The organism is Micromonospora sp. DT68 (assembly GCF_049847245.1).
Classification (GTDB): Bacteria; Actinomycetota; Actinomycetes; order Mycobacteriales; family Micromonosporaceae; genus Micromonospora; species Micromonospora profundi.
This window is the reverse complement of the sequence record NZ_JBNCNZ010000002.1, coordinates 310,549-337,328: the sequence shown is the minus strand read 5'-3', so window position 1 is coordinate 337,328 and position 26,780 is coordinate 310,549. Positions and strand designations below refer to the sequence as shown.

At 70.6% G+C, this 26,780-nt stretch carries 20 protein-coding genes and 1 pseudogene; 8 read left to right on the top strand and 13 right to left on the bottom strand.

Annotated features, from left to right (window positions below; translation table 11 throughout):
• Positions 1-34 precede the first annotated feature (34 nt).
• Both ACPXB1_RS04765 and ACPXB1_RS04760 read left to right on the top strand, forming a co-directional pair.
• Positions 35-742: a M23 family metallopeptidase gene (locus tag ACPXB1_RS04765; protein WP_355590695.1), complete on the top strand. Its 708-nt coding sequence runs from the start codon at positions 35-37 to the stop codon at positions 740-742.
• Positions 743-1,016: 274 nt separating this feature from the next.
• Positions 1,017-1,805, top strand: a complete 789-nt coding sequence (locus ACPXB1_RS04760; protein WP_425734839.1) for a M23 family metallopeptidase — start codon at positions 1,017-1,019, stop codon at positions 1,803-1,805.
• A 135-nt stretch (positions 1,806-1,940) separates the two neighbouring features.
• Here ACPXB1_RS04760 and pcrA read toward each other — a convergent pair whose 3' ends face one another.
• Positions 1,941-4,346, bottom strand: coding sequence for a DNA helicase PcrA (gene pcrA, locus ACPXB1_RS04755; protein WP_053660516.1), 2,406 nt, complete (start codon positions 4,344-4,346; stop codon positions 1,941-1,943).
• A 346-nt stretch (positions 4,347-4,692) separates the two neighbouring features.
• On the opposite strand from pcrA, the gene ACPXB1_RS04750 reads away from it, so the two are divergent.
• Positions 4,693-5,061 carry a chorismate mutase gene (locus ACPXB1_RS04750; protein WP_425734838.1) on the top strand — a complete coding sequence of 123 codons (369 nt, stop codon included), beginning with the start codon at positions 4,693-4,695 and terminating at the stop codon, positions 5,059-5,061.
• A 146-nt stretch (positions 5,062-5,207) separates the two neighbouring features.
• On the opposite strand, the gene ACPXB1_RS04745 is transcribed toward ACPXB1_RS04750, so the two are convergent.
• From ACPXB1_RS04745 to ACPXB1_RS04715, 7 genes are all read right to left on the bottom strand, one after another.
• Positions 5,208-6,221, bottom strand: coding sequence for an ABC transporter ATP-binding protein (locus ACPXB1_RS04745; RefSeq protein WP_355590689.1), 1,014 nt, complete (start codon positions 6,219-6,221; stop codon positions 5,208-5,210).
• A complete protein-coding gene (locus ACPXB1_RS04740) occupies positions 6,214-7,242 on the bottom strand; it encodes an ABC transporter ATP-binding protein (RefSeq protein WP_355591378.1) in 1,029 nt (342 codons plus the stop codon). The genes ACPXB1_RS04745 and ACPXB1_RS04740 overlap by 8 nt, the downstream gene beginning before the upstream one ends.
• 26 nt (positions 7,243-7,268) lie before the next feature.
• Positions 7,269-8,234: an ABC transporter permease gene (locus ACPXB1_RS04735; RefSeq protein WP_355590686.1), complete on the bottom strand. Its 966-nt coding sequence runs from the start codon at positions 8,232-8,234 to the stop codon at positions 7,269-7,271.
• Positions 8,227-9,153, bottom strand: coding sequence for an ABC transporter permease (locus ACPXB1_RS04730; protein WP_355590683.1), 927 nt, complete (start codon positions 9,151-9,153; stop codon positions 8,227-8,229). The genes ACPXB1_RS04735 and ACPXB1_RS04730 overlap by 8 nt, the downstream gene beginning before the upstream one ends.
• Before the next feature lie 146 nt (positions 9,154-9,299).
• Entirely contained in the window at positions 9,300-10,940 is a 1,641-nt protein-coding gene (locus ACPXB1_RS04725; protein ID WP_355590680.1) for a peptide ABC transporter substrate-binding protein, read from the bottom strand.
• A gap of 776 nt (positions 10,941-11,716) precedes the next feature.
• A complete protein-coding gene (locus ACPXB1_RS04720) occupies positions 11,717-12,403 on the bottom strand; it encodes a response regulator transcription factor (RefSeq protein ID WP_355590677.1) in 687 nt (228 codons plus the stop codon).
• A 2-nt stretch (positions 12,404-12,405) separates the two neighbouring features.
• Positions 12,406-13,671 carry a PspC domain-containing protein gene (locus ACPXB1_RS04715; RefSeq protein ID WP_355590674.1) on the bottom strand — a complete coding sequence of 422 codons (1,266 nt, stop codon included), beginning with the start codon at positions 13,669-13,671 and terminating at the stop codon, positions 12,406-12,408.
• A 159-nt stretch (positions 13,672-13,830) separates the two neighbouring features.
• On the opposite strand from ACPXB1_RS04715, the gene ACPXB1_RS04710 reads away from it, so the two are divergent.
• From ACPXB1_RS04710 to ACPXB1_RS04700, 3 genes and pseudogenes are all read left to right on the top strand, one after another.
• Positions 13,831-15,810, top strand: coding sequence for a PspC domain-containing protein (locus tag ACPXB1_RS04710; RefSeq protein WP_355628998.1), 1,980 nt, complete (start codon positions 13,831-13,833; stop codon positions 15,808-15,810).
• Positions 15,807-16,046, top strand: a pseudogene (locus tag ACPXB1_RS04705) (hypothetical protein); the annotation flags it as partial. The gene ACPXB1_RS04710 and the pseudogene ACPXB1_RS04705, both read left to right, overlap by 4 nt.
• A 637-nt stretch (positions 16,047-16,683) precedes the next feature.
• A complete protein-coding gene (locus tag ACPXB1_RS04700; RefSeq protein WP_355590668.1) occupies positions 16,684-17,937 on the top strand; it encodes a phosphatidylserine decarboxylase in 1,254 nt (417 codons plus the stop codon).
• A gap of 76 nt (positions 17,938-18,013) precedes the next feature.
• Here the strand turns inward: ACPXB1_RS04700 and ACPXB1_RS04695 are convergent, their stop codons facing one another.
• The 3 genes from ACPXB1_RS04695 to ACPXB1_RS04685 form a co-directional block, all read right to left on the bottom strand.
• Positions 18,014-18,952: a CDP-alcohol phosphatidyltransferase family protein gene (locus ACPXB1_RS04695; protein ID WP_355591375.1), complete on the bottom strand. Its 939-nt coding sequence runs from the start codon at positions 18,950-18,952 to the stop codon at positions 18,014-18,016.
• A gap of 344 nt (positions 18,953-19,296) precedes the next feature.
• Complete coding sequence (locus tag ACPXB1_RS04690; protein WP_425734837.1) at positions 19,297-20,313, bottom strand: NUDIX hydrolase; 1,017 nt, start codon at positions 20,311-20,313, stop codon at positions 19,297-19,299.
• Positions 20,314-20,411: 98 nt separating this feature from the next.
• Positions 20,412-21,362, bottom strand: a complete 951-nt coding sequence (locus tag ACPXB1_RS04685; protein ID WP_355629001.1) for an NUDIX hydrolase — start codon at positions 21,360-21,362, stop codon at positions 20,412-20,414.
• Between the two features lie 143 nt (positions 21,363-21,505).
• Between ACPXB1_RS04685 and ACPXB1_RS04680 the strand changes: the two genes are divergently transcribed.
• A complete protein-coding gene (locus ACPXB1_RS04680) occupies positions 21,506-21,892 on the top strand; it encodes a PspC domain-containing protein (RefSeq protein WP_355590662.1) in 387 nt (128 codons plus the stop codon).
• 7 nt (positions 21,893-21,899) lie between these two features.
• Here ACPXB1_RS04680 and guaA read toward each other — a convergent pair whose 3' ends face one another.
• Both guaA and ACPXB1_RS04670 read right to left on the bottom strand, forming a co-directional pair.
• Positions 21,900-23,456 carry a glutamine-hydrolyzing GMP synthase gene (guaA, locus tag ACPXB1_RS04675; protein ID WP_355590659.1) on the bottom strand — a complete coding sequence of 519 codons (1,557 nt, stop codon included), beginning with the start codon at positions 23,454-23,456 and terminating at the stop codon, positions 21,900-21,902.
• 298 nt (positions 23,457-23,754) lie between these two features.
• Complete coding sequence (locus ACPXB1_RS04670) at positions 23,755-25,452, bottom strand: GMC family oxidoreductase (protein WP_355590656.1); 1,698 nt, start codon at positions 25,450-25,452, stop codon at positions 23,755-23,757.
• A gap of 142 nt (positions 25,453-25,594) precedes the next feature.
• On the opposite strand from ACPXB1_RS04670, the gene ACPXB1_RS04665 reads away from it, so the two are divergent.
• Entirely contained in the window at positions 25,595-26,716 is a 1,122-nt protein-coding gene (locus tag ACPXB1_RS04665; protein ID WP_355590653.1) for an LCP family protein, read from the top strand.
• Positions 26,717-26,780 lie beyond the last annotated feature (64 nt).

Here is a 26,780-nt window from a genome sequence, read left to right as displayed (position 1 = left end):
AGCCGCTTCGGAACCCCGACAACGGAGGGTGTGCGTGCGCCAGCGCCTGTCGTCTGAGCCCGATCGATATCGCGGTCGTCGCCGTGTCCCCACCCCCCCGCGTAGCCGCTACGCGGCAGTCGTCACCACCGCGTTCGTCGGTGCCGGCCTCGTCGCCCTCGGCGCGAGCGCCCTGCCCGACGCCAAGGACGTCAGCCCGTCGGTTCTCGACGAGCTCAAGCAGGCGTCGGTCACCAGCCAGGACGCCGCAGAGCGTGCGGGCAACGCCGATCGTGCCTCCCGGGACAGCCGCGGCAAGGAAGCGGCCGAGCCCGAGGTCTGGATGCTGCCGCTGCAGGGCTACGACTTCAACTCGCCGTACGGGATGCGGTGGGGCAAGCTGCACACCGGCGTCGACCTGGTCGTCCCCGAGGGCACGCCGTACGTGGCGGTGCACGAAGGACTGGTCACCAAGGCCGGCTGGTTCGGCGGCTACGGCTACGCGGTGATCGTCCAGCACCCGGACGGCAGCGAGGCCATCTACGGCCACTCCTCCGCGCTCAGCGTCAAGGAGGGGCAGCAGGTCAAGGCAGGCGACCAACTGGGCCTCGTGGGTCAGACCGGCCACGCCTACGGCACCCACCTGCACCTCGAGCTGCATGTCAAGGGCCAGCCCATCGACCCGGTGCCCTACCTCCAGAAGCGCGGAGTGGACATCAAGCTGCAAGTCGAGGCAATCTACAGCGAGGTAGCCGCGTCCTGACGTTGCGTACCGACCGTTGACCGCCCGGATCTGTCGATCCGGGCGGTTTTTCGTTGCCGGCCGCCGCCGGATGTCTGCCGAATCACAGTGGCGAGTGTGACCGACGGCACCATCCCACATGATCCTTTTTTCGGACAGACCGCTTCGTAGTGCCTCAAATCCGGGCAGTCGGCGCCGCGCCCGTTGATCGGCCGCCCGGTCCCGATGCCCCGTCCGGCTCGACCCGACACCAGTATTTCGAGGTCAAGTGCCCCCTCGACTGTGAAGGTCCGCCGTGCAGGAAGACAGCCCCGTCCAGAACGAGAACACCCCCGACACCATCACCGAGCAGCCGCGACGCGCCCGCCAGCGGAACCGTCGCATCGCGCTCGGCGCAGCTGCCCTGGTGGCCCTCGGCCTGGGTGGCGTCGCCGTCGCCACCACCGGCGGCGACCGCCCGGCACCCACCGCCGTCTCGCTCGACGCGCAGTCGCGGGCCGATGCCGCCAGCCGGGCTGACCGCTCCGCCCGCGAGTCGACAGCGCCGGACTCCCCGTCGGTTACGCCCAGCGCGAGCCCGACCGTGAGCCCGTCGGCCACCGCCAGCCCGACGCCGACGAAGAAGGCCACCGCCAAGCCGAAGGCAACGGCGAAGAAGGCGGCGACGAAGACCACGAAGACCACGGCCGCCTGGGTGAACCCGATGTCGGGTGCCGCGATCACCTCCTGCTACGGGCAGCGCTGGGGCACCCTGCACGCCGGCATCGACCTGGCGCTGCCCTCCGGCACGCCCATCCACGCCGCGGCCGCCGGCACCGTCACCAAGGCCGGCGACGCCTACGACGGATACGGCAACTCCGTCTTCATCGACCACGGCAACGGCTACCTGACCCACTACGCCCACCAGAGCCGGCTCGCGGTCACCGTCGGCCAGAAGGTCAAGGCCGGTCAGGTCATCGGCTACGAGGGCAGCACCGGCGACTCCACAGGCCCGCACCTGCACTTCGAGGTGCACCAGGGCATGTGGAACCAGGTCGACCCCGCGCCGTTCATGCGGGCGCGCGGCGTCGACCTCGGCTGCTGAACCAGCGCACCTGGCAGGTCCGCCTGTTCTTGCGACAGCACGGAAAGAGTGGCCTCCGGCAGCGCCGAGGCCACTCTTTCCGTGCAACAGCGCGATGCCGGCCGGTCGCGCGGCGGGCAGCCGTGGCCGCCCTGATCAGAGCTTGTCGACAGGGGCGTGCCGCAGCACCAGCCACATGGTCTGGTCACCGAAGTCGATCTGCGCGCGGGCGCCCGGGCCGTGCCCCTCGACGGCGAGCACCCGCCCCAGCCCGTAGCGCTGGTGGTTGACCCGGTCACCGGCGGACACCTTCGGTCCCTGCGGCAACTCGCTGGCCGTGGTGAGGCGACTGGCGTCCACGCCGAGCCGCTGGGCCAACTGCGCCGCCTTCGGCGTACCCCCGGTGAAGGTGCCGCGACCGCCGGGTGCGCGGTCCGCGCGCCCGCCGACGCCGCCGCCACCGCCTGCCCACGAGGTGTACGACCCCTCGGTGCGCTCCCAGCGCACCAGCTCCGGTGGCAGCTCCTCCAGGAACCGCGACGGCGGGTTGTAGGACGGCTGGCCCCAGGCCGAGCGGGTCACCGCACGGGAGAGGTAGAGGCGCTGCCGGGCGCGGGTGATGCCGACGTACGCCAGCCGGCGCTCCTCCTCCAGCTCGCGGGTGTCACCGAGCGAGCGCAGGTGCGGAAAGACGCCGTCCTCAAGACCGGTGAGGAACACCACCGGGAACTCAAGGCCCTTGGCGGTGTGCAATGTCATCAGCGTGACGACGCCCTGGTGGTCGGGGTCGTCGGAGGGGATCTGGTCGGCGTCGGCGACCAGCGCCACCTGCTCCAGGAAGCCCGCCACCGTGGCCCGCTCGCCGTCGGCGCCGGTCGCCTCGATCCGCTCGGTGTATTCCCGGGCGACGCTCACCAGCTCCTGGAGGTTGTCCACCCGGCCGGCGTCCTGCGGATCCAGGCTCTCCTCCAGCTCCGTGAGGTAGCCCGAGCGGGTCAGCAGAGCCTCCAGCACCTCCTCCGGGGTGCCGGTCTCGGCCATCTCCCGGGCGCCGTCGAGCAGCGCCACGAAGTCGGCGATGCCGTTGGCCGCCCGGGTGGAGATGCCGGGCGCCTCCCGGGCCCGGCGCAGCGCCGCCCCGAAAGAGATCCGGTCCCGGCTGGACAGTGCCTCGACGCACGCCTCCGCGCGGTCACCGATGCCCCGGCGCGGAGTGTTCAGCACCCGCCGCAGGCTCACCGTGTCGTCGTCGTTCACCACCGACCGCAGGTACGCCAGTGCGTCGCGGACCTCCTTGCGCTCGTAGAAGCGCACCCCGCCGACCACCTTGTACGGCAGACCGGCCCGGATGAACACCTCCTCGAAGACGCGGGACTGCGCGTTGGTGCGGTAGAACACCGCGACGTCGCCGGGGCGGGTCTCGTCGGCGTCGACAAGCCGGTCGATCTCCCGGCCCACCCAGTCCGCCTCGGCGTGCTCGGTGTCGGCCACGTAGCCGACGATCCGCTCGCCGTCGCCGGCCTCGCTCCACAGCCGCTTCGGCTTGCGGGAGGTGTTCCGGTCGATCACCGCGTTGGCAGCGTTGAGGATGGTCTGGGTGGAGCGGTAGTTCTGCTCCAGCAGAATCGTCCGCGCGTCGGTGAAGTCCCGCTCGAACTCCAGGATGTTGCGGATCGTCGCGCCCCGGAACGCGTAGATCGACTGGTCGGCGTCACCGACCACGCACAGCTCGGCCGGCGCCAGCCCGTCGGTGCCGGACACCAGCTCCTTGATCAGGACGTACTGGGCGTGGTTGGTGTCCTGGTACTCGTCGACAAGCACGTGCCGGAACCGTCGCCGGTAGCTCTCCGCGACGTGCGGGTGGGACTGGAGCAGGTGCACCGTCGTCATGATCAGATCGTCGAAGTCGAGCGCGTGCGCCTCGCGCAGCCGGCGCTGGTAGAGCGTGTACGCCTCGGCGAGCGCCCGCTCGTTGGGCCCGCTGGCCCGCGCGGCGAACTGCTCCGGGTCGACCAGCTCGTTCTTGAGGTTGGAGACCTGGGCGGCCAGCCCGCGCGCCGGGTAGCGCTTCGGGTCGAGGTCGAGCTCCCGGGTGACCAGTTGCATGAGCCGGCGGGAGTCGTCGGCGTCGTAGATCGAGAACGTCGACTTGAGGCCGGCGTGCTCGTGCTCGGCGCGAAGGATGCGGACACACGCGGAGTGGAACGTCGACACCCACATCAGCCGGGCCCGCGGGCCGACAAGGGCCGCGACCCGCTCCTTCATCTCGCCGGCCGCCTTGTTGGTGAAGGTGATGGCGATGATCTCTCCGGGATGCACGTCCCGGGCGGCAAGCAGGTAGGCGATCCGGTGGGTGAGCACCCGGGTCTTGCCGGACCCAGCCCCGGCCACGATCAACAGCGGCGAGCCGGCGTGACTGACCGCGTCGCGCTGCGGCCCGTTCAACCCGGCGAGCAGCTCACGCGGATCGAGGCGGGCTGAGGCCGACCCGGGGCGGTGCGGACGGGCCGGCGCGGACTCCGGCGCGGGCGGGGACGCGGGAATGTCGAAGAGAGGATGCATCGCGCGACAAGTCTATGCCGCCGGCCGGACACTTCCCGACCGCGCCGTCGCCGGAGCAGGCAGCCTGCCGACCGCGTCCTCCGGCGGTGGACGGCTCCCACTGCCGACGCTTCCCGCTGTGGCAGGGGCCGCCTTTTGCCGCGGAATCCTTGCGCACCCACAGTCGACGTGGGCATACTCGACCGCGTGATCGCTGAGCGCTACTACTTTTACTACGGCACCGGGAGTCCGGCTGCCGTAGGTCGCGCCTGATCGATCAGACCTGCGAAAGCCCCGGGCTCCTGGAGCCCGGGGCTTTTTCGTCCCGGGTTCTGGGCACCGGGCACCACAGCGCGAGAGGTACCCGATGATGACAGACGTGGTGGAGCACAGCAGCGGCCCGACCCTGCCGGAGCCGGACCAGCCCTCGGTCGAGGCCCGCGACACGGCCGGGGCCCGCAGCGGCACCGGTACCGGCACCGTTGAGCCGACCGCAGCCGCACGGATCGTGCAGATCAGGGAACGGATCGACGAGATCGACCACGCGTTGATCTCGCTCTGGCAGGAGCGGGCCGCGCTGTCGCAGGAGGTCGGGGTGACCCGGATGGCCTCCGGCGGGACGCGTCTTGTGCTCTCCCGGGAGCGGGAGATCCTGGAACGCTTCCGGGGTGCGCTCGGCGCGGACGGCACCCAACTGGCACTGCTGCTGCTCCGTGCGGGTCGCGGCCCGCTGTGACCGCCTCCGGCCTTCCGCCGGGCACCGGAGGCACTCCGGGCACCGGTCGGGGGTTCGGGGTCGCACCGGCCCGCTGAGGGAACACCGGACAGACGAAACCGCCTGCCGACGTCGTGGTGACGTCGGCAGGCAGTTCCGATGACCTGTTACGCCTCGTGGGTGGCGACGATCTCGCGCCGCTCCGCGAAGTGGCAGGCGCTCGGGTGGTCCGAGTCGCGTCGGACCTCCAGCAGCGGAACCTGCTCGGCGCAGATGTCCTGCGCCTTCCAGCAGCGGGTCCGGAACCGGCAGCCCGAGGGCGGGCTGATCGGCGACGGCACGTCACCCGTGAGCCGGATGATCGTCTTGTTGTTCCGCTGTGTCGGGTCCGGCACCGGCACCGCCGAGAGCAGCGCCTGGGTGTACGGGTGGGTCGGCCGCTCGTAGATCTCGTCCTCGGTGCCGATCTCGACGATCTTGCCGAGGTACATCACCGCGACCCGGTCCGACAGGTGGCGGACCACCGAGAGGTCGTGCGCGATGAAGACGTACGACAGCCCCAGCTCGCTCTGCAGCTTCTCCAGCAGGTTCATCACCTGGGCCTGGATGGAGACGTCGAGCGCCGAGACCGGCTCGTCGCAGACGATCACCTCAGGGCGCAGCGCGAGCGCGCGGGCGATGCCGATGCGCTGGCGCTGACCGCCGGAGAACTGGTGCGGGTACCTGTTGATGTGCTCCGGGTTGAGGCCCACCAGGTCGAGCAGCTCCCGGACCTTGGTGCGCCGGCTGCCCTTCGGTGCCACATCCGGGTGGATCTCGAAGGGCTCGCCGATCAGGTCACCGACAGTCATCCGCGGGTTCAGCGAGGTGTACGGGTCCTGCATGACCAGCTGGATCTGCCGACGCAGCCGCCGCAGTGCCCCACCGGAGAGCTTGGAGATGTCCTGGCCCTTGTAGACCACGCTGCCCGCGGTCGGCTTCTCCAGGTTCATCAGCACCCGCGCGAGGGTCGACTTGCCGCAGCCGGACTCGCCGACCACGCCGAGCGTCTCACCAGTACGCAGACCGAACGAGACCCCGTCGACGGCCTTGACCTGACCGACGGTCTTCTTGAACACCACGCCCTGGGTGACGGGGTAGTGCTTGACCAGGTCACGGACCTCGAGGATGTTCTCAGACACGGTTCACCAGCTCCTCGGCGAAGTGGCAGGCGCTGGCCCGGGCAGGACCCACCTGCAGCAGCGGGGGGATCTTCTCCCGGCATACCGGCTGAGCCATGGGGCAACGCGGGTTGAACGGGCAGCCCGGCGGGATGTTCATCAGGTTCGGCGGCAGGCCCTTGATCGTCCGGAGCTGCTGCCCCTTCTCGTCCATGCGCGGGATCGAGTCGATCAGACCCATCGTGTACGGGTGCGCCGGCTTGGCGTACAGGTCGTACACGTCGGCTTCCTCGACGATGCGGCCCGCGTACATGACAGCGATCCGGTCCGCGACGTCGGCGACCACACCGAGGTCGTGGGTGATCAGGATCATGCCCATCTGCCGCTCACGCTGGAGCTCGGCGAGCAGGTCCATGATCTGGGCCTGCACCGTCACGTCGAGCGCGGTGGTCGGCTCGTCGGCGATCAGCACCTCCGGGTCGAGCGCCAGCGACATCGCGATCATCGCGCGCTGCCGCATACCGCCGGAGAACTGGTGCGGATAGTTGCTGAACCGGCTCTTGGCGTTCGGGATCTTGACCTGGTCGAGCATCTCGATCGCGCGCTTCTTGGCCTCGGCGCGACCCATGCCCCGCCGGACCCGGAACTGCTCGGCGATCTGGAACCCGACGGTGAAGACCGGGTTCAGAGCGGAGAGCGCGTCCTGGAAGATCATCGCGATGCCCTCGCCGCGGATGCGGCGGCGCTCCTCCTGGCCCATGCTGAGCATGTCCTTGCCATGGAAGCGGACCTGCCCACCGGTGACGAAGCCGGGCGGCGTGTCGAGGATGCCCATGATGGTCTGTGCCGTGACGCTCTTACCGGAGCCGGACTCGCCGAGCACGGCAAGGGTCTCCCCCGCGTCGACGTGGTACGTGACCCCGTTGATGACCTTTGCGACGCCGTCCCGGGTACGGAACTCCACCCGCAGGTCGTCGACCTCGAGCAACCGGCCGGAGGGACGTCCGGAGCCGCCGGTTCCCGGCGCGGACTGCTCGGACACGAGAATGTCGGACAACTGGATCTCCCCTAGCGGAGTTTCGGATCGAGGGCCTCGCGGACCGCCTCGCCGAGCATCACGAAGCTCAGCACTGCGGCGACGAGGAACGCGGCGGGGAAGAACACCAGACCCGGCGCGACCCGGATGAACTGCTGCCCGTCGCTGATCATGATGCCCCAGGACACCACCGGCGACTTCAGGCCGACGCCCAGGAACGACAGCGTTGCCTCGGCGCCGATGAACGAGCCGACCATGATCGTGCCGTATACCAGCAGCGGGGCCAGGCAGTTCGGCAGCAGGTGCTTGAGGATGATCCGCCCGGTGCCGGCACCCAGTGCGCGGGCCGCCACGATGTAGTCGGCCTCCTTGGTGGCGAGCACCGAGGAACGCATCAGGCGCATGACGACCGGCCAGCTCAGCACGACCAGGGAGACGATCACCAGGCCCATGATCTCGGCCTTGCTGTTGCTGGTGCCCGAGCCGTTGAACGTGGTGAGGATGACGATCGCACCCAGCACGAACGGCAGGCCGAAGAAGACGTCGGCGATGCGGCTGAGCAGGGCGTCCACCCAGCCACCACGGTAGCCGGCGATGATGCCCATGGTGCCACCGACAAGCAGTGTGCCGATCACGGAGAGCACGGCGACCACGATGGAGGCACGCGCGCCGTAGATGACCCGGGCGTACACGTCCCGGCCCTGCACGTCGTAACCGAACCAGCCGTCCGCGCCCGGCTTGACCAGGCTGCGGGACAACGCGCCGTTGACCGCGTCGCCCGGGGCGAACAGCGCCGGGAAGGCGGCCATCAGCAGGAAGATCACGATCAGCGTGGACGAGATCCAGAACAGCGGCTTGCGTCGCAGGTCACGCCAGGCATCCCCGAGCAGGCCACGCGGCTTCTCGTTGCTCTGCGGCGCGCCGGTGGCAGGGGTGCCCGCCTCGGTCGGCTGCGCGGCAGGGGTACTGACGATCGATGCGGTACTCGGGTCACTCATAGCGGATCCTCGGGTCCAGGGCGGCGTAGAGCAGGTCAACCAGCAGGTTCATCACGAGATAGACCAGCACCAGGACAACCACGATCCCTACCACGGTAGCGCTTTCCTTGGTGACGATCGCACGGAAGACCTGGCGCCCGATTCCGTTGATGCCGAAAATGCCCTCGGTGACGATCGCGCCGCCCATCAGGGCACCGAGGTCGGTGCCGAGCAGGGTGACCACGGGGATGAGCGAGTTGCGCAGCAGGTGCACGCCCACCACCCGCCGCATCGGAAGGCCCTTGGCGATGGCGGTACGCACGTAGTCGGCACGGCGGTTCTCCGCGATGCTCGTTCGTGCCACCCGCGCGATGTATGCCACTGACGCGCTACCGAGCACGAAGCCCGGCACGATCAGTTCGGAGAACCGCATCTCGGAGGAGACGGTCGGCTTGATGATGCCCCACTGCACGCCGAGCAGCCACTGGAGCACGAAGCCGATGACGAACACCGGCAGCGCGATCAGGAAGAGGGTCGACACCAGAACGAGGTTGTCGAGGAAGCCGTTGCGCCGCAGGCCGGTCAGGACGCCGGCGCCGAGGCCGATCACGGCCTCGATGGCGAGGGCCACAAGGGCCAGCTTCAGCGTGTTCGGGTACGACGTGAGGATGATGTCGCTGATCTCGCGCTGCGAGAACGTCTGACCGAAGTCGCCCTGCAGCAGGTTCTTCATGTAGCTGGCGTACTGGACGACGACGTTCTGGTCCAGGTTGTACTTCTCGGTCATGAAGGCGATGTACTGGTCCGGGCAACGGCGCTCACCGCACTTGCCGGCGAACGGATCTCCCGGAACGGCCCAGACGAGGGCGTAGATCAGGAACGTCGTCCCGATGAAGACGGGCACGAGTTGGAGCAGCCGCCTCAACAGATAACGGCCCATGGGGTGGTCCTCCAGACAAGGGGCGCGTCGGACGGCCGACACGGGGTGACAACGTGCGAGTGCGTGTGGTGACACCCACTCGCGGAACGGCCCCGGGTCGGGCTCACCGGATGTGGCGAGCCCGACCCGGGGTCAGACCGTTCGGATCAGAGCTCGACCGAGGTGATGTCGAGTTCGCCGACGTTGGTCAGCTCGAGCTTCTTGATCTTCTCCGAGTGGCCGGACTGCTGGCCGTAGAAGTAGACCGGGATGCTCGGGACGTCCTTGTCGACCAGCTCGACGGCCTTGGCGAACGCCTCGTGGGAGGCCTCCAGGCTCGGCGCGGCGCTGGCCTGCTTGGCAAGAGCGTCGACATCCTTGTTGCTGTAGAGGCCGTCGTTCGAGGAACCACCGGTGATGAAGAGCGGGTTGACCCAGTTCTCCACGTCCGGGTAGTCCTGCTGCCAGGCAGCGCGGTACAGACCAGTCATCTTGTGGGCGTTGATGTTCTGGCGGAAGACCGCGAAGGTCGGCACGCCCTCAGCCCGAGCGTCGATGCCGAGGTTGGTCTTGATCTGCTGGGCAACGGCGTCCATCCAGTCCTTGTGGCTGGAGTCGGCGTTGTAGAACAGCACCATCTCGCCCTTGAAGCCGCCGGCCTCGTCCAGCAGCTGCTTCGCCGTGGTCGGGTCGAACTTGCAGGCGGTGCAGTTACCCGGCTTGGCACCCGGGGTCAGCGGGTTGGCCCAGCTGTCGGCCGGCTTGCGGGTACCGAAGAAGATCTTGTCCGAGATCTCCTGCCGGTTGATCGACAGCGACACGGCACGACGCAGGCGCGGGTCCTGGAAGCGCTTGTCGTAGATCGGGAACGCGATGAAAGCGGTCGACGGCGTGACGGTCGAGATGCCCCGGTCACCGAGGTCGGTCTTCCACTTGTCACCGGCGAGCGCCGAGGTGGGGACAACCTCCATGAAGTCGAGGTTGTTCGCCAGCAGGTCGTTGTAGGCCGCCGTCTCGTCCTGGTACAGCTTGACGTCGACGTCCTTGATCTTCATCTTGTCGCGCAGGTTGTAGTCATCGAAGCGCGTGAGCTTGATGAGGACGTTGTCGTCCCACGACACGAACTTCACCGGGCCGTTACCGATCGGCTTCTTGCCGAACTCCTCGGGCTTCATGGTGAAGAAGGCGTCCGGCAGCGGCATGAAGGCGCTGTAGCCGAGCTTGGTCGGGAAGACCGCGGTCGGGGCAGCCAGCGTGACCTCGAAGGTCTGCTCGTCGATGACCTTGAGACCGGACATCTCCTTGGCCGACGGCTCCGGGGCCTTCTGCGGGCCGTCCGGGCCATCCGGGTCCGAGGTGTAGGTCTTGTCGAAGCCGTCAATGTCCGAGAAGAAGGTGCCGTTCTGCGCACCGTTCGGGGAGTAGGCGGCCCAGTTCCAGGCGTCGACGAAGTTCTTCGCCTTCACCTCGGTACCGTCGTGGAACTTGGTACCCTTCTTGATCTTGATCGTGAAGACCTTGGAGTCCTTGGTGTCGATGGACTCGGCCAGCGCGTTGCGCGGGGCCCCACCGTCGTTCGGGTACTCGACCAGGCCGGTCCACAGCCAGTCGATGACCTTGCCACCGCCGGTCTCCGTGGTGTTGGACGGGACCAGCGGGTTCTCCGGCTGGACGCCGTGGATGACGATCGAGCCGTCCTTGCTGGCGGCGGCGTCGCCGTCACCGTCACCGCTCGAGCAACCACTCGCGACAAGCGCGGCAGCCGCGCTGAGCGCGATCGCGCTCGTCGCCCGCTTCGAGACTCTCATTCCGAGGGGCCTCCTCTTTCTAACCTGGTTCCGTCGTGGGTTTCACGCACGTTTTGGGGGTGACACCGCCCGACCACCCCGGGGCGGGGGTCGCCGGGACCACAGGGAAGCTGGGGACACCCCTGATGTTCCGATCCGCCGGGCTCCCCACCCGACGGGGCACGACTCTACGCAGGCATCACGACCACGAATCGCCGGGAAACAGCGGAGGTCGTGGTCGCGAGCCGTGCGGAGTGCCCTACACCGAGGGTGAGGTGCTGCCACTGTGACACCTACCTGCCGGTTCCGTGAAGGTGCCGTTATCAAGACGTTAGTTGCCCGCCACGTTGCCGATACTTGAAAAATGATCATAAAACCGGCCACTCAAACAGCTCTGACCAGGAGAAACGTGGCTAGCCGGACGTCGCCGCACGACCTGGGTCCGGGCATTCTGTGAGCTTTCCCGCGTCCCGTCCCGGCACATTCGACGTCAGCGCGCAGCCCTGCTATTTGGCCATCCGGACGATGTCGACCTCGTCTGCACGGGTGTCATCACCGGCCGGGCGGATGAAGACGCCGAGGTAGGCCGTCTGATCATCGGCGGGCGACGGTGCCGCCGCTCTCGATCGACACCCGCAACCGAATTACCTACCCGATGCGTCGGCCCAGCGGCCGGAGCCGTGGCCGTCACGGCGCCGAAGACATCGACCGGGCCGTCCTCGTCACGGGCGTAGAAGACATCAGCCCCGGCACCGCGAGAGCGGGCCGGGGCCGAAGGCGAAACAGATAGGGGCGGATCACACCAACCGACGGTCCGCCGCCCAGCGGGAGAGTTCGTAGCGGTTGGACATCTGGAGCTTGCGCAGCACGTTCGACACGTGCGTCTCCACCGTCTTGATGGAGATGAACAGCTCCTTGGCGATCTCCTTGTACGCGTAGCCCCGCGCCAGCAGCCGCAGCACCTCCCGCTCCCGGTTGGTGAGCTGGTCCAGCTCCGGGTCGGCCACCGGGGCGTCCGGCCGGGCCGCGAAGGCGTCCAGCACGAACCCGGCCAGCCGTGGGCTGAACACCGCGTCACCGTCGGCCACCCGGCGGATCGCCGCCGCGAGCTCGTCCGGCGAGATGGTCTTTGTGACGTACCCCCGGGCACCGGCCCGGATCAACCCGATCACGTCCTCCGCGGCGTCGGACACGCTCAGCGCCAGGAACTTGACCTGCGGGTGGCTGCGCCGCATCGCCTCCAGCACCGCGCGGCCGCCGCCGTCGGGCATGTGCACGTCGAGGAGCACCACGTCCGGGGCGACGGCAGCGATGCGGGTGACGGCCTCGGCCACAGTGCTCGCCTCGCCCACCACCTCCACGTGGGCACCCAGCTCCGCGCGTACGCCGGCACGGAACATGGCGTGGTCGTCCACCAGGAACACCCTGAGCCGCTCGGGGCGGTCGTTCGCCGGGTCCAGGTGCTCCGTCGGCTGCTCGGACATGGTCATTTGTTCCTCTCCGCTGCGGACGAGTCCCGGGAGATCGGCAGGATCAACCGGACCTCGGTCCCCTCCCCCGGACCGGACCGTATTTCGGCCCGTCCGCCGTGCCGCTTCATCCGCCCGATGATCGAGCCGCGTACGCCGTGCCGGTGGTCCTCCACGGTATCCGGGTCGAAGCCCGCACCTCGGTCCCGGACGAAGACGCTTACCTGGTCGGGCTCCACCTCGGCGTAGAGCGACACGGTCTGCACGCCGGCGTGCCGTGCGGCGTTCACCAGTGCCTCCCGCGCGGCGGCGACGAGCGCGCCGACCCGCTCGTCGGTCTCCCGGTCCCCCACCACCACCGCCTCCACGGTGATGGCGAAGGTGTCCTCGACCTCGGCGGCGGCCTGCTCCAGGGCGGCGGCGAAGCGCTCGTTCGGCGACGCGGTGGGCTTGTAGAGCCAGTTACGCAGCGAGCGCTCCTGCCCGCGGGCCAGCCGCTGCACCGTCTTGACGTCACTGGCGTTGCGCTGGATCAGGGCCAGCGTGTGCAGCACCTGGTCGTGCACCATCGCCGCCAGCTCGGCCCGCTCCTGCTCGCGGATGCGGCCCTCCCGTTCCGAACGGAGCTGGCTGTACGTGCGCCACAGCACCGGCGCGGCGACCACACCGACGCCGGCCAGCCCCACCAGCGCGAAGATCACGCCGTTGATCACCGCGTCGAAGTTCTGCGCCGGCGAGTAGACGGCGGCGACGCCGATGATGCCGACCGCGACCAGGATCCCGCCGCCGATGAACCGGAGGACGAAGGCCCGCCGGTCACTCTCCTCCACGACCGCACCGAGCCAGGGCACCGCCATCGTGTCGCCCCACTGCCGCCGCCGCTCGGGCGCGGACTGGTGCCAGATGACCCCCGCGCCGACCGCGATGATCGCCACCAGCCAGCCTGCGGTGCCTGCCGCCCCCACCGAGTCGAAGACCATCACCTGGATCAGCAGGACGCCGAGCCCGATCCCGACGAACGGCAGAAGCTGCCCCACGTCGCGTCGAGGTGGCACGGCGGTGTCACCGGGCCGCAGCGGCACCACCGCCCAGAACGCCGCGTAGAGCAGCAGGCCGAGCCCGCTCAGCCCGAGCAGCACCATGAAGGCGACCCGCACGCGCAGCACCGAGATGCCGAGGTGGTCGGCGATGCCCGCAGCGACCCCGGCGGCCATCCGATGCTCGGGTGCGCGGTAGAGGCGCGGTGGCGTGGTCACGGTGCTGATCGGAGGCTCCCTGGTCACGGTGTGGTGGATGGGCGAGGTCGGTGCGTCCGATCGTCACACGCTGCGGCGTCCCACGACCACGGGGAGCCCCCCGACATTCCGGAGGCCCGGATCTCAGGGTGGGGTCAGGGTCGGGTCCTGAGGTCGCTCGGGCGCAGTGGGCAGCAGGATCGACCTATGACCGAGGAAGCTGCCCCGTCGCCCCGCCCCGGGTCGTCACCGCCGGGCGGTTCAGCACCGCCCGCACCAGCCACGACACCCGCCGGCTGGACCGAGCCCACCACGTTCGGCCCGCCCACCAGCGCCGGCCCGACCGGCGGACCGACACCGAGCGCCCCGTCCGGCACGTATGAATCCGCCGGTTCCCAGCCGGGCACGGGCCAACACCCCGGTGGCGGCTTCCAGCCGGGCGCGACCGGCTCCGGGCCCGCTGCCGGGTTCGCGGCGGGCACGGGATACGGACCCGGGTACGGAGCGGGCGGTGGCGCCGGCACGCCGCCACCCGGGCCGGGGGGACCGTCGGTCGGCCCGCTGGGGGGCAACGGCTTCACCTCGCGGTACGGGCTGGTCAGGCCCCGCGACGGCCGCTACCTGGCCGGCGTCTGTGCGGCGATCGGACGGGCCACAAACACCGATCCGGTGCTCTGGCGGGTACTGCTGGCAGTCCTCGGCTTCTTCGGCGGCATCGGCATCCTCGTGTACGTCGCCGCCTGGCTGATCATCCCGAACGAGGGCGACACGGCGTCCCCGGTGGAATCCATGCTGGGCCGCGGCCGTTCCAGCATGTCGCCGGTGACAGTCATCGTGCTGAGCATCCTGGTCGCGGCAAGCTTCGGCTACATCGTCACGGACGCCTTCCGCGCGGTGCTGCTCGGCGTTGCCATCCTGATCGGCGGCGCCCTGCTGCTCAACCGGGACGGCCGGGGGCCACAGCCCGGAACTCCGGTTGGCACCCCGCCCGGCCCGGCCGGCACGCCACCCGGGCCGGTCCCACCGGTCGCCTGGCCGGCACCGGCGCACGGTGCGGCACCGCCCGCCGGCCCGCTCGCTACGGCACCGCTGTCCGGCGGTGACCCGGCGTACGCCACCACGACCGCACCACCGACCGCCCCCGCCTACGCGGCACAACCCTCGACCGCCGCGCAGCCCGCGACCGCGCAGCCGGCGACCGGCCAGCCGGTGACCGAGCAGCCGGTGACCGAGCAGTCGGTGTACGAGCAGCCGACGACCGAACAGCCGGTATCCGGGCAGCCGGTGACCGGGGCGCCTGCCGACTCGACGGCTCCTTCGCCGGCGGGCTTGTCGGCTCCCGCGCCGACCTGGCCCAGCACGGGCACGTCCACTTGGCCCAGCACGGGCACGCCGACCACCGGCACGCGCAGCGCCAGCTGGCCGTCGGCTCCGGTGACCGGCGCGCCAACCGGTCACCGGAGCGCGGCGACACCGGGCGGCTACCGTCCCCCGTTCGCGCCGCACGGCCCGTACGCCTCGGCGACTCCGGCCGCGTCCCCCCCGCCCAAACCACCGAAGCCGCCGAAGCGGCCCCGGGAGCGTTCGCCGCTCGGCGCGGTCACCTTCTCGTTGATCTTCCTGGCCCTCGGTCTGGTCGGTCTGCTCGACCTGCTGGACGTCTTCACCTTCGGCGCGTCGGCGTACTTCGCGGCCGCGCTGGCAACGGTGGGGCTGGGGCTGCTGGTCGGCACCTGGTTCGGCCGGGCCCGCTGGCTGATCGCGCTCGGTCTGGTGACCGCAGCCGCGCTGGGGACGGCGACGGTCGCCGAGTCCTACGACCGGATCCGCGGCGTCGACGGCGCGGTCACCTGGGCACCAACCGATCACCGCGACCTCGCCGACCGGTACGAGAACAGCTTCGGCGACGCAGTGCTCGACCTGCGGGGGATCGACTTCACGAAGCAGGAGAGCCAGGTGACCGTGCAGGTCAACTTCGGTCACGCGACAGTTGTCGTTCCCCCGAACGTGGACGTGACGACGGTGGCAGACGTCAACGCGGGCGACGCCATCATCTTCGGCAAGCGCTCCGGCGGGCTTGACGGCGAACTGCGGGAGTCCACCGACCTCGGTGCGGACGGCGCCGGCGGCGGAACACTGCGCCTGTACATCCATGTCAACGCCGGCAACCTGGAGGTGACCCGGTGAAGGCTCACCGCACTGATCTGATCTCGTTCGCCTTCGGGCTGCTCTTCCTCGCCCTCTCGGCCTGGTGGCTGCTCGCCCAGCTGCTCGGGCTCGTCCTGCCGCCGGTGGGCTGGTTCCTGGCCGGCGCGCTGATCCTGATCGGCGTTTTCGGACTGGTCGGCGCGCTGCGCTCCGGCCAACCAGGCCGTCCGGCGCCGGACGACGCCGCACCGAACACTGTCGGTGCCGAGCCCGGGGCACCGACCTCCGGGGCACCGACCCTGGCCTTCGGCTCGGCGCCGACCTGGGACACTCCCTCGCCGTCACCGGCACCGGAAGCGCCGACCTGGGACGCTCCCCCGTCACGACCGGCGCCGGAGGCACCGACCTGGGGCGCACCTCCGCCACTATCGACGCCGGAGACGCCGACCGCCGAACTGCGGACGCCACAGGCATCGACCCCGCAACCGTCGACGGCGGACGTGATCCACCCCGCTTGGCTGGCCCATCCGCCCGCCGAACCGGAACCAGCGGCTGAGACGGCGGAACCGTCGACGGAGGCAGAGCCACCGACGGAGGCGGCGGGCGCGCCGGTCTCCGGTCCACCCGAGGCCGGGGCCGGTGCTGGTGTCGGGGCCGGGGCCGACGGGCCGACCCGGGTCGACCTCCGGCAGCCCGACGTCGACCCGGCAGACGAGCGGAAGGGCCCGCAGCCGAAATCGTGACCATGGTGTCGCCGCCGACCGCACTGCCGCACCACCACGGCAGTGCGGTCGGCGCGCGCAGGCGCATATGCTGGCCGCTGGAGAGATCTCGCCTCCGCCGGCCGGCCCGTCCCGCCGTGACGGCCCCGCCGCGATTCCCGTCTCTACCCCCGTCAGGAGCCCGCCCGACATGACGCAGTCCCCCGCCGTGCGTACCACCGGCCGGTCCGGTCCGGTCCGCATCGGCGAGCGAGCCGCCCGTACGCTCGTGGCCGAGCTGGCCCGGATGAACGACCCCAAGGCCGCCCTGCTGGTCGGCGCGAGCCCGGAGTCCGCGGTGCTGGCCGCGGCCATCGAGGCGCTGCTCCCCGGTGACCGGCTCACAGTGGTCCCCGCCGAGACGTCCGACGCCACCGCGCTCCGCGAGCACGTCACCGCCCAGGGCCGCTGGGTCGCCGACCGGGTACGCGTGGTCGACTCGCTGCCCGAGGCGGAGGCCGCAGCGGTGGTCATCGCCGGTGAGGCGTTCACCGGCACCGCCGAGGAGACCCGCAGCGCCATCGACGGGCTGGCCAAGCACCTGACCGACGGCGCGGTGCTCAGCGTCGCCACCCCGGCGACACCGGGCCGGACCACCGGCGCCGCTGCCGAGCTGGCCAGGCAGGACGCCCTCTACGGCGTCGGCGCCGACCTCGTGGTGCGCAACGTGCCTCCGGTGCGCGTCTACCGGCTGCGTTTCACCACGGCTGCTCCCGCTGCGGCGGACCGGTTGGCTCCGGCGTACCGGCCGTCGAGCGTGCCGCTGGTCCGAGGCATGCACATCGACTCCAACGGGGTGGCGGCGGCGGGCATCACGCTGGGCCTGGCCGCACTGGCCCGGGTGGCGCGGCCGTCCTCCAAGCTGTGGCTGCTGCCGGCACTGGCCGCCGGGCCGGTCGCCGCGTTCTTCCGCGACCCGGAGCGGGACGTACCCGAGGATCCGAACGCCGTGGTGGCAAGCGCGGACGGCAAGGTCCTGTCGGTGCAGCGCCTGCACGACGAGCGTTTCGGCGACGCCGAGTGGCTGCGCGTCGCGGTGTTCCTGTCGGTGCTTGACGTGCACGTCAACCGGTCTCCGGTCGCCGGCAAGGTGGTCGACTACTTCGTGGCCGACGGCGGTTTCGTCAACGCCATGAAGCCGGATGCCGAGCACAACGTCGCCGCGTACACGGTGTTGGACACCAGCCACGGCACGGTGGTGGTCGCGCAGCGGACCGGCCTGATCGCCCGGCGGATCGTGCAGCGCGCGCCGATCGGCGCGCTGCTGGCCAAGGGCGAGCGCTTCGGGCTCATCCGGTTCGGCTCGCGGACCGACGTCTACCTGCCGGCCGACGCCGCCGAGCCGCTGGTGGGGCCCGGCGACAAGGTCGTCGGCGGCTCCACTGTCATCGCCCGCTGGCGCTGACCCACGACGAGCGAGACGGGGCGCCGCTTGTCAGCGGCGCCCCGTTTCGTGTGCTCGGAGGTTTCGGGTGCTCGGGTCAGGCGGTGCGACGCTGGCGCAGCCAGAGCACCGGCCCGCTGACCAGGTAACCCACCACGATCAGGACGAACGTGAGCTGGACGTCGACAAGCGCGCCGACCACCGGGGCAAGCCACAGCCACGGCGGCAGCTTCACCAGGCGGGCGAGCTTGGCGTACGGGAAGCTGGACACCATCGCGAAGGCGAGCAGCGCCACCCCGGCGACAAGCACGGGGCCGGGCACCGGCACGCCGATCGCCACGGTCACGGCAAGCACCGCCGCCGCCATCGTGGTGGGGACGCCGGAGAAGAACCGGCCGTCCTTCGGCGAGACGTTGAAGCGGGCCAGCCGGATCGCGGCACAGGCTGCGACCAGGGCGCAGGCCACCGCGGCCGCAGCCGTCGGAACGGAGCCGGCGAGCGACGCGTAGACCACCACGGGTGCCGCGAGGCCGAACGAGCACATGTCGGCAAGCGAGTCCATCTGAGCGCCGAACGGGCTGGCCACGCCGAGCCGGCGAGCCAGTGCGCCGTCGAGACCGTCGAAGGCGACGCAGGCGATCAGGCAGAGCGCGGCGATCTGCACCTGACCCTGCATGGCAAGGAAGATCGCCAGCATGCCGAGCATCAGGCTGGCAAGCGTGCAGGCGTTGACCAGTGCGAACTTCATCCGGCGGGCGACAGTGCGCTCCCCAGGGAGCAGCGGGATCGTGCTGGACGACGCCTCGTCGGCGTACGCGCTGGGCGGCAGCGCCGGGCTGACCGGCGTCACCGCCTCGATCTCCGCCCGGCTGGCGGTAAGCGACTGCCGGTTGAGCCGGTCCAGGCCGTAGCGGCGACGCTGCCGCTCTGCGTACCGGTGCTCGGGCAGCGCGAGGTCGGTGGGGCGCAGGTCGCCGTCGCGGCGGCCCACGCGAACCAGAAGCACCTGGCGGGCGAACGTGCTGCTGCGGCGCAACCGGCCCGCCCAGCGACGCCCGGCGGGGCGCGGACTGTCAGTCGTACGACGCCGGCGCCATGGGGCTCTCGGCACGTTTCCTCCATCACCGGATCGGCTTACCGCCGTGGGGGCGGGTGTCCGGTCATCTAGTGCCGGACCTTGCGTGGGCCCGGCAGCCGTTCTGCGGAGTACACCATCGCATAGGGGAATGTGGCTTGGCGATAGCTGCCGGCGGTACTTGTAGGCTTAAACCGCACGAATCGCTGTCTTATTCCCATCCCGGGCTTCATCGCCCGTTTCCTCCATCATTCCCACCTCTGACTGTACCGGAGGGTCACCATCTCGGCTCGTCGAGCGGAGGGCTATCGGCCGAGCTGCCCGATTGCCATCGCCGCAACCCCTGTCAACGACAGGCCGGCAATCTCGGCCCGGGTGAACCAGCCGGCCCGAGCAGTCGAGCCGCCTGCGGATTCCGTCACCACCGCGTCGGTAGGTACGTCCACGAGCACCCGATAGATCACCCGGACGCCATGCCAGTCCAGTGGACGGCCCTCCGGGCCGAGCGCGGCGGGGTTGTGCAGGTTGTCCACCCCGAGCAGCTCCACCACCCGGCCCAACTGACCGCACTCCTCGACCAACTCACGGAGCAGCCCCGTGGTCGGCTGCTCGCCGTGATCGGTGCCGCCGCCGGGCAGGTGCCACTTGCCGGACCCCGGGTAGCCGGTGGCGATCTGAGTGAGCAGGATCCGTCCCGCCGGATCGGTGACCAGCCCGTACGCCCCGAAGCGGAGGCGGCGGTCGGCGTTCGGGACCGGATCGGGCGGTGGCATCCGGGGAAGACCGGCGGGCAGGGGTGACACCGGCAGCCCGAGCATCTCGGCGGTGAACGGCATCAGCGGTAGGGCCGCCTCATCGGGACTGAACCAACCCAGCTCGTCGGTGCCACCGGCGGGCTCCGGCCGAAGGTCACCACCTGTCGCCTCGACCTCGAAGATCAGCCGGTCGGTGTGCATCCTGACGTCGGCGTGGGCGGCATCGGCGTGGGCGGCGTCGGCGTCGGCGTCGGCGTCGGCGTCGGCGTCGGCGTCGGCGTCGGGGAAGGTGGCCACATCGGCGACGGCCGCGCGGATCGCGCCCACCGTGACGGCGAGCCCGGTCCCCACTGCGAACTCGCGCTCGACCGCCCGGGCCGGGTGCTCAGCGTGCTCGACCCCACCCCCGGGAAACTGCCACACCCCCGGACACGGGGAGGTCTCCGACCCGCGCGCCAGCAACACCCGCCCGTGCTCGTCCCGCAGCACTCCGTACGCCCCGACCTGTCTTAACTCCCGCACCTGCCGCCCCCACCCACGCGCTTCCCGCCCACCCGCCAGTGTCATCGATCATGAGGTTAGCGGGGCCGGGACAGACAGATCACCCCGTCAACCTCATGATCAACAACGCAGGGCGGGTGGGGGCGGGGAGGTGGGGGCGGGGGTTAGGTTAGGCGGGCTGCTTGGACCGCTTCTGCTGTTACCTCGGTTAGGCGGTCGGTGGGGAGGGCGCCCAGCTCGTCGCGGGCGAACCAGCGGGCCTCGCAGGTGGAGCCGCCCACGTCGGCGATGGTCAGCGGGTTGGGCTGGTCGACGACAACGCGGTAGAAGGCGCGGACGCCGTGCCAGTCGATCGGGTAGCCCTCCGGGCCGAGCGAGGCGGCGTCGCGGTGGCTGGCCACACCGAGCAGCTCGACGAGGCGACCGGTCTGGCCGGTCTCCTCGACAAGTTCACGGATCAGCGCCGCGCCGGGCTGCTCGCCGTAGTCGGTGCCGCCACCGGGCAGGTGCCAGCAGCCGGCGCCCGGGTAGCCGTCGGAGACCCGGGTGAGCAGCACCCGACCGGCCGGGTCGGTGCACACGGCGTACGCGGCGAAGCGCTGCGCCCGGTGCAGCCCGTCGGGGCCGGGAACCGCGTAGAAGGAGGGGAACTCGGGTGCCTCGTCGGGCACCACGTCGGCTGAGGACGCAGGCAGCCCCAGGGCACGTGCGGTGAACGAGCGCAGCGGCAGCCGACGGGCCTTGTCCAGGGTGTACCAGCGGGCCAGGTCGGTGGGGCGATCGCCAGCCCGGTCGGCGAGCGTCCCGCCGCGCACCCCGACCCGGTAGATCAGCCGGTCGGTGTGGATGGTGATGCCGCGCTCGGGCAGGGCCCGCATGTCGGCGAGCACGTCGGCCAGGCCCGCCACGGCGACGGACAGGCCGGTCTCGGCTGCGGTTTCGCGGACCACTGTGTGGTTGGGGTCCTCGCCGTGGTCGACCGCCCCGCCAGGCAGCGACCAGGTGCCGGGGGTGCCGGAGCGCTCCGATGCGCGGACCAGCAACACTCGGCCGTCTGAATCAGCACAAACTGCGTATGCCGCGATCCTGCGAAGCGGCTCCAGCATGGTGGTCACGGAACCAAATTCTCCCCGGGTCGGGTTACCGGAACGGAAAAGAGTCGGATTCCTGACTTTGCGGCCCCACTCAGGGGTCGGTCAGGGTAAGGATCCGGGCGGTCACCGAGGTCGGGTCGGGCGTCAGCGCGGACCGTGGAGGCATGACAGACACCGCCCCTCCCCGCGCCCCGTACAAGCAGCTCCGGCGACCCACGACCGACCGCATGGTGGCCGGTGTCGCCAGCGGTCTCGGTCGCTACTTCAACGTCGACCCCACAGCGGTCCGGGTGATCTTCGCGGTCACCGGCCTGCTCACCGGCGGGCTGGCGCTGTTCGCGTACCCGATCATGTGGTTCCTGATGCCCGAGGAGCCCACAAGCGCGCCCGCGTGGCCGCACCCGGCGGGTGCCGCGCCGCACGGTCCGCCCACGATGGGCGGCCAGCAGGGGTACGCCCCGACGCCGCCCTACCCGCCCAGCACGCCGACGACGACCCTGCCGAGCATGCCGCCGTCGACCCCGCCCAGCACGCCGCCGCCGGCGGCCTGAGCGGTGCTCACTCCCACTCGATGGTGCCCGGCGGCTTGCTGGTGACGTCCAGCACCACCCGGTTGACCTCGGCCACCTCGTTGGTGATCCGGGTCGAGATCCGGGCGACCACCTCGTAGGGAAGGCGCGACCAGTCGGCGGTCATGGCGTCCTCGCTGGAGACCGGGCGCAGCACCACGGGATGCCCGTAGCTGCGCCCGTCACCCTGCACACCGACGCTGCGAACGTCGGCGAGCAGCACCACCGGGAACTGCCACACGCCCCGGTCGAGCCCGGCAGCGGTCAGCTCCTCACGGGCGATCAGGTCGGCGCGGCGCAGCAGGTCGAGCCGCTCCTGGTCAACAGCGCCGATGATGCGGATGGCCAGGCCGGGGCCGGGGAACGGGTGCCGCCAGACCATCGCCTCGGGCAGACCGAGTTGCAGGCCGAGCGCCCGGACCTCGTCCTTGAAGAGCGTGCGCAGCGGCTCGACAAGCGCGAACTTCAGGTCCTCCGGAAGGCCGCCGACGTTGTGGTGGCTCTTGATGTTGGCGGTGCCGGTGCCGCCGCCGGACTCGACGACGTCCGGGTAGAGGGTGCCCTGGACCAGGAACTCCACGTCGCCGTGTGAGGCGATCTCGCGGGCGGCGGCCTCGAAGACCCGGATGAACTCCCGCCCAATGATCTTGCGCTTCTGCTCCGGGTCGGTCACCCCGGCCAGCGCGCCCAGGAACCGGTCCGCCGCGTCGACCACCTTGAGCTTGATGCCGGTGGCCGCCACGTAGTCCTTCTCCACCTGCTCGGCCTCACCCGCGCGCAGCAGGCCGTGGTCGACGAAGACGCAGGTGAGCTGGTCACCGACGGCCTTGTGCACGAGCGCGGCGGCGACCGCGGAGTCCACGCCGCCGGACAGGCCGCAGATGACCTCCTTGTCGCCCACCTGGGCGCGGATCCGGGCCACCTGCTCGTCGATGATGTTCTCGGGCGTCCAGGTCGGCTCGATGCCGGCGATGTCGTACAGGAAGCGCTGGAGCATCTCCTGGCCGTGGGCAGTGTGCCCGACCTCCGGGTGGAACTGCACACCTGCCCGGCGACCGGCCACATCCTCGAACGCCGCCACCGGCGCGCCGGCCGACTCGGCGGTCACCGTGAAGCCCTCCGGGGCCTCGGTTACGCAGTCGCCGTGGCTCATCCACACCGGCAGGTCGGCCGGCAGGTCTCGCAGCAGCACACCCGGCTCGAGGAGGCGGGGGCGCAGCGGCGTGCCGCCGTACTCACGGTTGCCGGTCTTCGCGACAGTGCCGCCGAGCGCCTGGGCCATCGCCTGGAAGCCGTAGCAGATGCCGAAGACCGGCACGTCTGCGGTGAACATACCGGCGTCGATCTGCGGGGCGTCCGGCGCGTAGACGCTGGACGGGCCGCCGGAGAGGATGATCGCGGCGGGGTTCTTCGCCAGCATCTCGGCGACCGGCATCGAGTGCGGCACGATCTCGGAGTAGACCCTCGCCTCGCGGACCCGGCGTGCGATGAGCTGGGCGTACTGGGCTCCGAAGTCCACCACGAGGACAGGGCGAGGCAGGCTCATGTGCACAAAGCCTACCGACAGTCACCCCCACCCCCAGCACCGGCTCGCCAGTCACCACACCCCCGCGTCTCCCCCCACCTCTCCTCCACGATCTTGCAGTTGCCGCCCGGGTCAAACGCCTCCTAAGCCACGCATGCCCGACCAAAACCGCAAGATCGCGCGAGCCGAGGGCCAGCCCACGTCGATCATGGAGTTGTGGTGGGCAAATGGCGGCTAGATGCACCTTTTGCGAGGCACCACAACTCCATGATCGACGATGCGGTCGGGCTTGGGCTCGGGCTCCCGGGTGGGGTGGGGGTTAGGGGCGTAGCGCGCCTTGGGCGTTTGGCGGGACTGCCGGGTTGTTCGGGGGTACGGGCGGGAGCCTGCGGTACGGGGTGCCGAGAGGCGGGCGGGGGTCCTCGTCGCCCTTGTTGGGCCAGAAGGACATCGCGCGCTCCGCCTGCGCGGTGATCGTCAGCGACGGGTTGACCCCGAGGTTGGCCGAGACCGCGGCACCGTCGACGACGTGCAGCCCTGGATGGCCGTACACCCGGTGCCAGGGGTCGATCACCCCGTCGGCAGGGGTGGCGCCGATCGCCGCCCCGCCCAGGATGTGCGCGGTCACCGGAATGTCGAACGGCTCGGTGACCGAGCCGCCGGGCGTACCGCCGATCTCGTCGGCGAGCAGCCGGGCGGCGGTGTTGCCAGCCGGGATCCAGGTCGGGTTCGGCGCTCCGTGGCCGGGGCCGGTGACCAGCCTGCGGCCGAACACGCCCCGCCGCCAGCGGGTGGTAAGCGAGTTGTCCACCGACTGCATCACCAGGGCGATGACCGTCCGCTGCGACCAGCCGCGCACCGACAGCATCCGGGCGGCCAGCCTCGGCTGCCGCGCGATACTGCCCAGCCAGCGCCGGACCCGGTGCGGGCCGCCGTCGACAAGCAACGACTGGAGCAGCCCCATGGCGTTGGAGCCGCGCCCGTAACGGACCGGCTCGATGTGGGTCTGCGGGTCGGGGTGGAACGAACTGGTGATCGCCACCCCGTCGGTGAAGTCCAGCCCTTCGGACCGGGCCCGGTGGCGGGCCACCGAGGCGCCCAGGATCGCCTCCGAATTGGTCCGGGTCAGCTCGCCGACGCGGGGCGAGAGCTTCGGCAGCACGCCGTCGTCCCTCATCGCGTGCAGCAGCCGTTGGGTGCCCAGCGCCCCGGCGGCGAACACCACCTCGTCGGCGTGGATCACCTGACGGCGGTGACGCACCCAGGCGCCGGTGCGGACGGTGTGCACGTCGTACCCACCGCCGGCGGCCGGTTTGACGGCGGTCACAGTTGTCAGTGGGTGCACTGTGACACCCAGCCGCTCGGCGAGCCACAGGTAGTTCTTCACGAGCGTGTTCTTGGCCCCGTGCCGGCAGCCGGTCAGGCACGAGCCGCAGTGCAGACATCCGGTGCGCTCCGGGCCGACGCCGCCGAAGTACGGGTCGGAGGCCCGCTCGCCGGGGCGCCCGATGTGCACACCCACCGGGGTGGCGTGGAAGGTGTCTCCCACCCCCATCCGCTCGGCCACCGCCCGGATGGCACGGTCCGCGCCGGTGTCCACGGGGTACGTGGTGACGCCGAGCATTCGTTTCGCCTGGTCGTAGTGGCGGGCCAACTCGTCGCGCCAGTCGGTGATGTCCCGCCACTGCGGGTCGGTGTAGAACGCGGGCAGCGGCTCGTAGAGGGTGTTCGCGTAGACCAGGGACCCGCCGCCCACACCGGCACCGGAGAGCACCAGCACCCCGTTTCCGGAGCGCCGCTCGGCCGGGCGGAGCAGGGTGAGCCGCTGGATGCCGTAGCAGCCCAGCTTTGGCGCCCACAGGAACCTGCGGAACCGCCAGGACGTCTGCGGGAACTCGTCGTCGGCGAAGCGCCGGCCGGCCTCCAGCACGCCGACCGTGTAGCCCTTTTCGGCGAGGCGGAGCGCCGTGACGCTGCCACCGAACCCGGATCCGATGACGAGCACGTCATACCGCATACACGCATCATTACTCGCGAGTAGCGCTCGCGCTAGCGGCAGTTTTCGCGCGATCATGCTCCGGCCGACCGACCCGGAGCCTTCCGGCCGCAACCCGGAGCACCCGTCGGAGCGTTGTTCCGATACGGGGAAGGAAGCAGAGATGGTTCTGGGATCGATGGCACCGCGCCGACGGTGGTTGTTACTCGGGTTGACCGCCCTGGCGATCGTGGCGCTTGTCGTGGCCGGGACGGTGGTCGTCAACCGGCTGGCCGGAGACGACACGCCACAGCGCGCGGCACCGGCGGCCGGTTCGCCGAGCCCGTCGCCGGCCAGCACGCCCACCCCGAGCCCCACCGGCCCGCCGCCGGGCGCCGACATCACCGGCCCGCTGAACCTGCTGCTGGTCGGGGTCGACACCCGGGTCAGCGTGCCCGGCTGGGAGCCGCACTCCGACGCCGTACTCGTGCTGCACGTTCCGAAAGGGCTGGGTAAGGCGTACCTCTTCTCCCTGCCCCGCGACCTGGTGGTGGACATCCCGGCGTTCCCCAAGGCCGGCTACCCGGGCGGCCGGACCAAGCTCACCCACGCCATGAGCTACGGCAGCCGGGTGCCGGGCAAGCCGAAGCAGCCGAACACCGCCCAGGGGTACGAGCTGCTGCGCAGCACCGTCAGCGGCTACACCGGGCTGCGCATCGACGCTGGCGCGGTGCTCACCTTCACCGGGTTCGACCGGCTGGTCGACTCGCTGGGCGGGGTGGACATCTACGTCGACCAGCGGGTCGCGTCGATGCACCGCCGGCCGGACGGCAAGCACCGGCAGAGCGCGCCCGGCGGCTACACCGGGCCACAGATGGTCTACGAGAAGGGCGAGCGGCACCTCAACGGCTGGCAGGCGCTGGACTACGCGCGGCAGCGCTACATGACGGGCGGGGACTACGCCCGGCAACGCCACCAGCAGCAGCTGATCCGTGCCCTGACCCGCAAGATCCTCGCCGAGGACCTGGCCCGGCAGCCGGAACGCGTCGACCAGGTGGTCAAGGCGCTGGGAAACACCCTGATCTACGTTGGTGGCCGCCAGATCGTCGACCTGGCGTACGCGCTCAGCAAGGTGCCGGAGAACCGGTTCGTGCTTGTCGGCCTGCCCGGCTCGGGCGTCGGCAGGGGCAGCGCCTACCGCGGCGAGCAGCTCACCGCGACCGGCCGAGGGTTCCTCACCGAACTCCGCGCCGGCCGAGCCGACGCCTACCTAACAAAACACCCAACCCTGCTGGTAAAGACCTAACCCCACCCCACCTTCCCCCGCGATCTTGCACTTGCGGTCGCCGGTTCGTGGTGATTCGACCCTT

Bases quoted from the DNA above. Each gene is read 5' to 3' on its own strand.
- pcrA (WP_053660516.1), bottom strand. From the start codon at position 4,346: ATGCATCCTCTCTTCGACATTCCCGCGTCCCCGCCCGCGCCGGAGTCC.
- ACPXB1_RS04750 (WP_425734838.1), top strand. From the start codon at position 4,693: ATGATGACAGACGTGGTGGAGCACAGCAGCGGCCCGACCCTGCCGGAG.
- ACPXB1_RS04735 (WP_355590686.1), bottom strand. From the start codon at position 8,234: ATGAGTGACCCGAGTACCGCATCGATCGTCAGTACCCCTGCCGCGCAG.
- ACPXB1_RS04730 (WP_355590683.1), bottom strand. From the start codon at position 9,153: ATGGGCCGTTATCTGTTGAGGCGGCTGCTCCAACTCGTGCCCGTCTTC.
- ACPXB1_RS04725 (WP_355590680.1), bottom strand. From the start codon at position 10,940: ATGAGAGTCTCGAAGCGGGCGACGAGCGCGATCGCGCTCAGCGCGGCT.
- ACPXB1_RS04720 (WP_355590677.1), bottom strand. From the start codon at position 12,403: ATGTCCGAGCAGCCGACGGAGCACCTGGACCCGGCGAACGACCGCCCC.
- ACPXB1_RS04710 (WP_355628998.1), top strand. From the start codon at position 13,831: ATGACCGAGGAAGCTGCCCCGTCGCCCCGCCCCGGGTCGTCACCGCCG.
- ACPXB1_RS04700 (WP_355590668.1), top strand. From the start codon at position 16,684: ATGACGCAGTCCCCCGCCGTGCGTACCACCGGCCGGTCCGGTCCGGTC.
- ACPXB1_RS04690 (WP_425734837.1), bottom strand. From the start codon at position 20,313: ATGACACTGGCGGGTGGGCGGGAAGCGCGTGGGTGGGGGCGGCAGGTG.
- ACPXB1_RS04680 (WP_355590662.1), top strand. From the start codon at position 21,506: ATGACAGACACCGCCCCTCCCCGCGCCCCGTACAAGCAGCTCCGGCGA.
- guaA (WP_355590659.1), bottom strand. From the start codon at position 23,456: ATGAGCCTGCCTCGCCCTGTCCTCGTGGTGGACTTCGGAGCCCAGTAC.
- ACPXB1_RS04670 (WP_355590656.1), bottom strand. From the start codon at position 25,452: ATGCGGTATGACGTGCTCGTCATCGGATCCGGGTTCGGTGGCAGCGTC.
- ACPXB1_RS04665 (WP_355590653.1), top strand. From the start codon at position 25,595: ATGGTTCTGGGATCGATGGCACCGCGCCGACGGTGGTTGTTACTCGGG.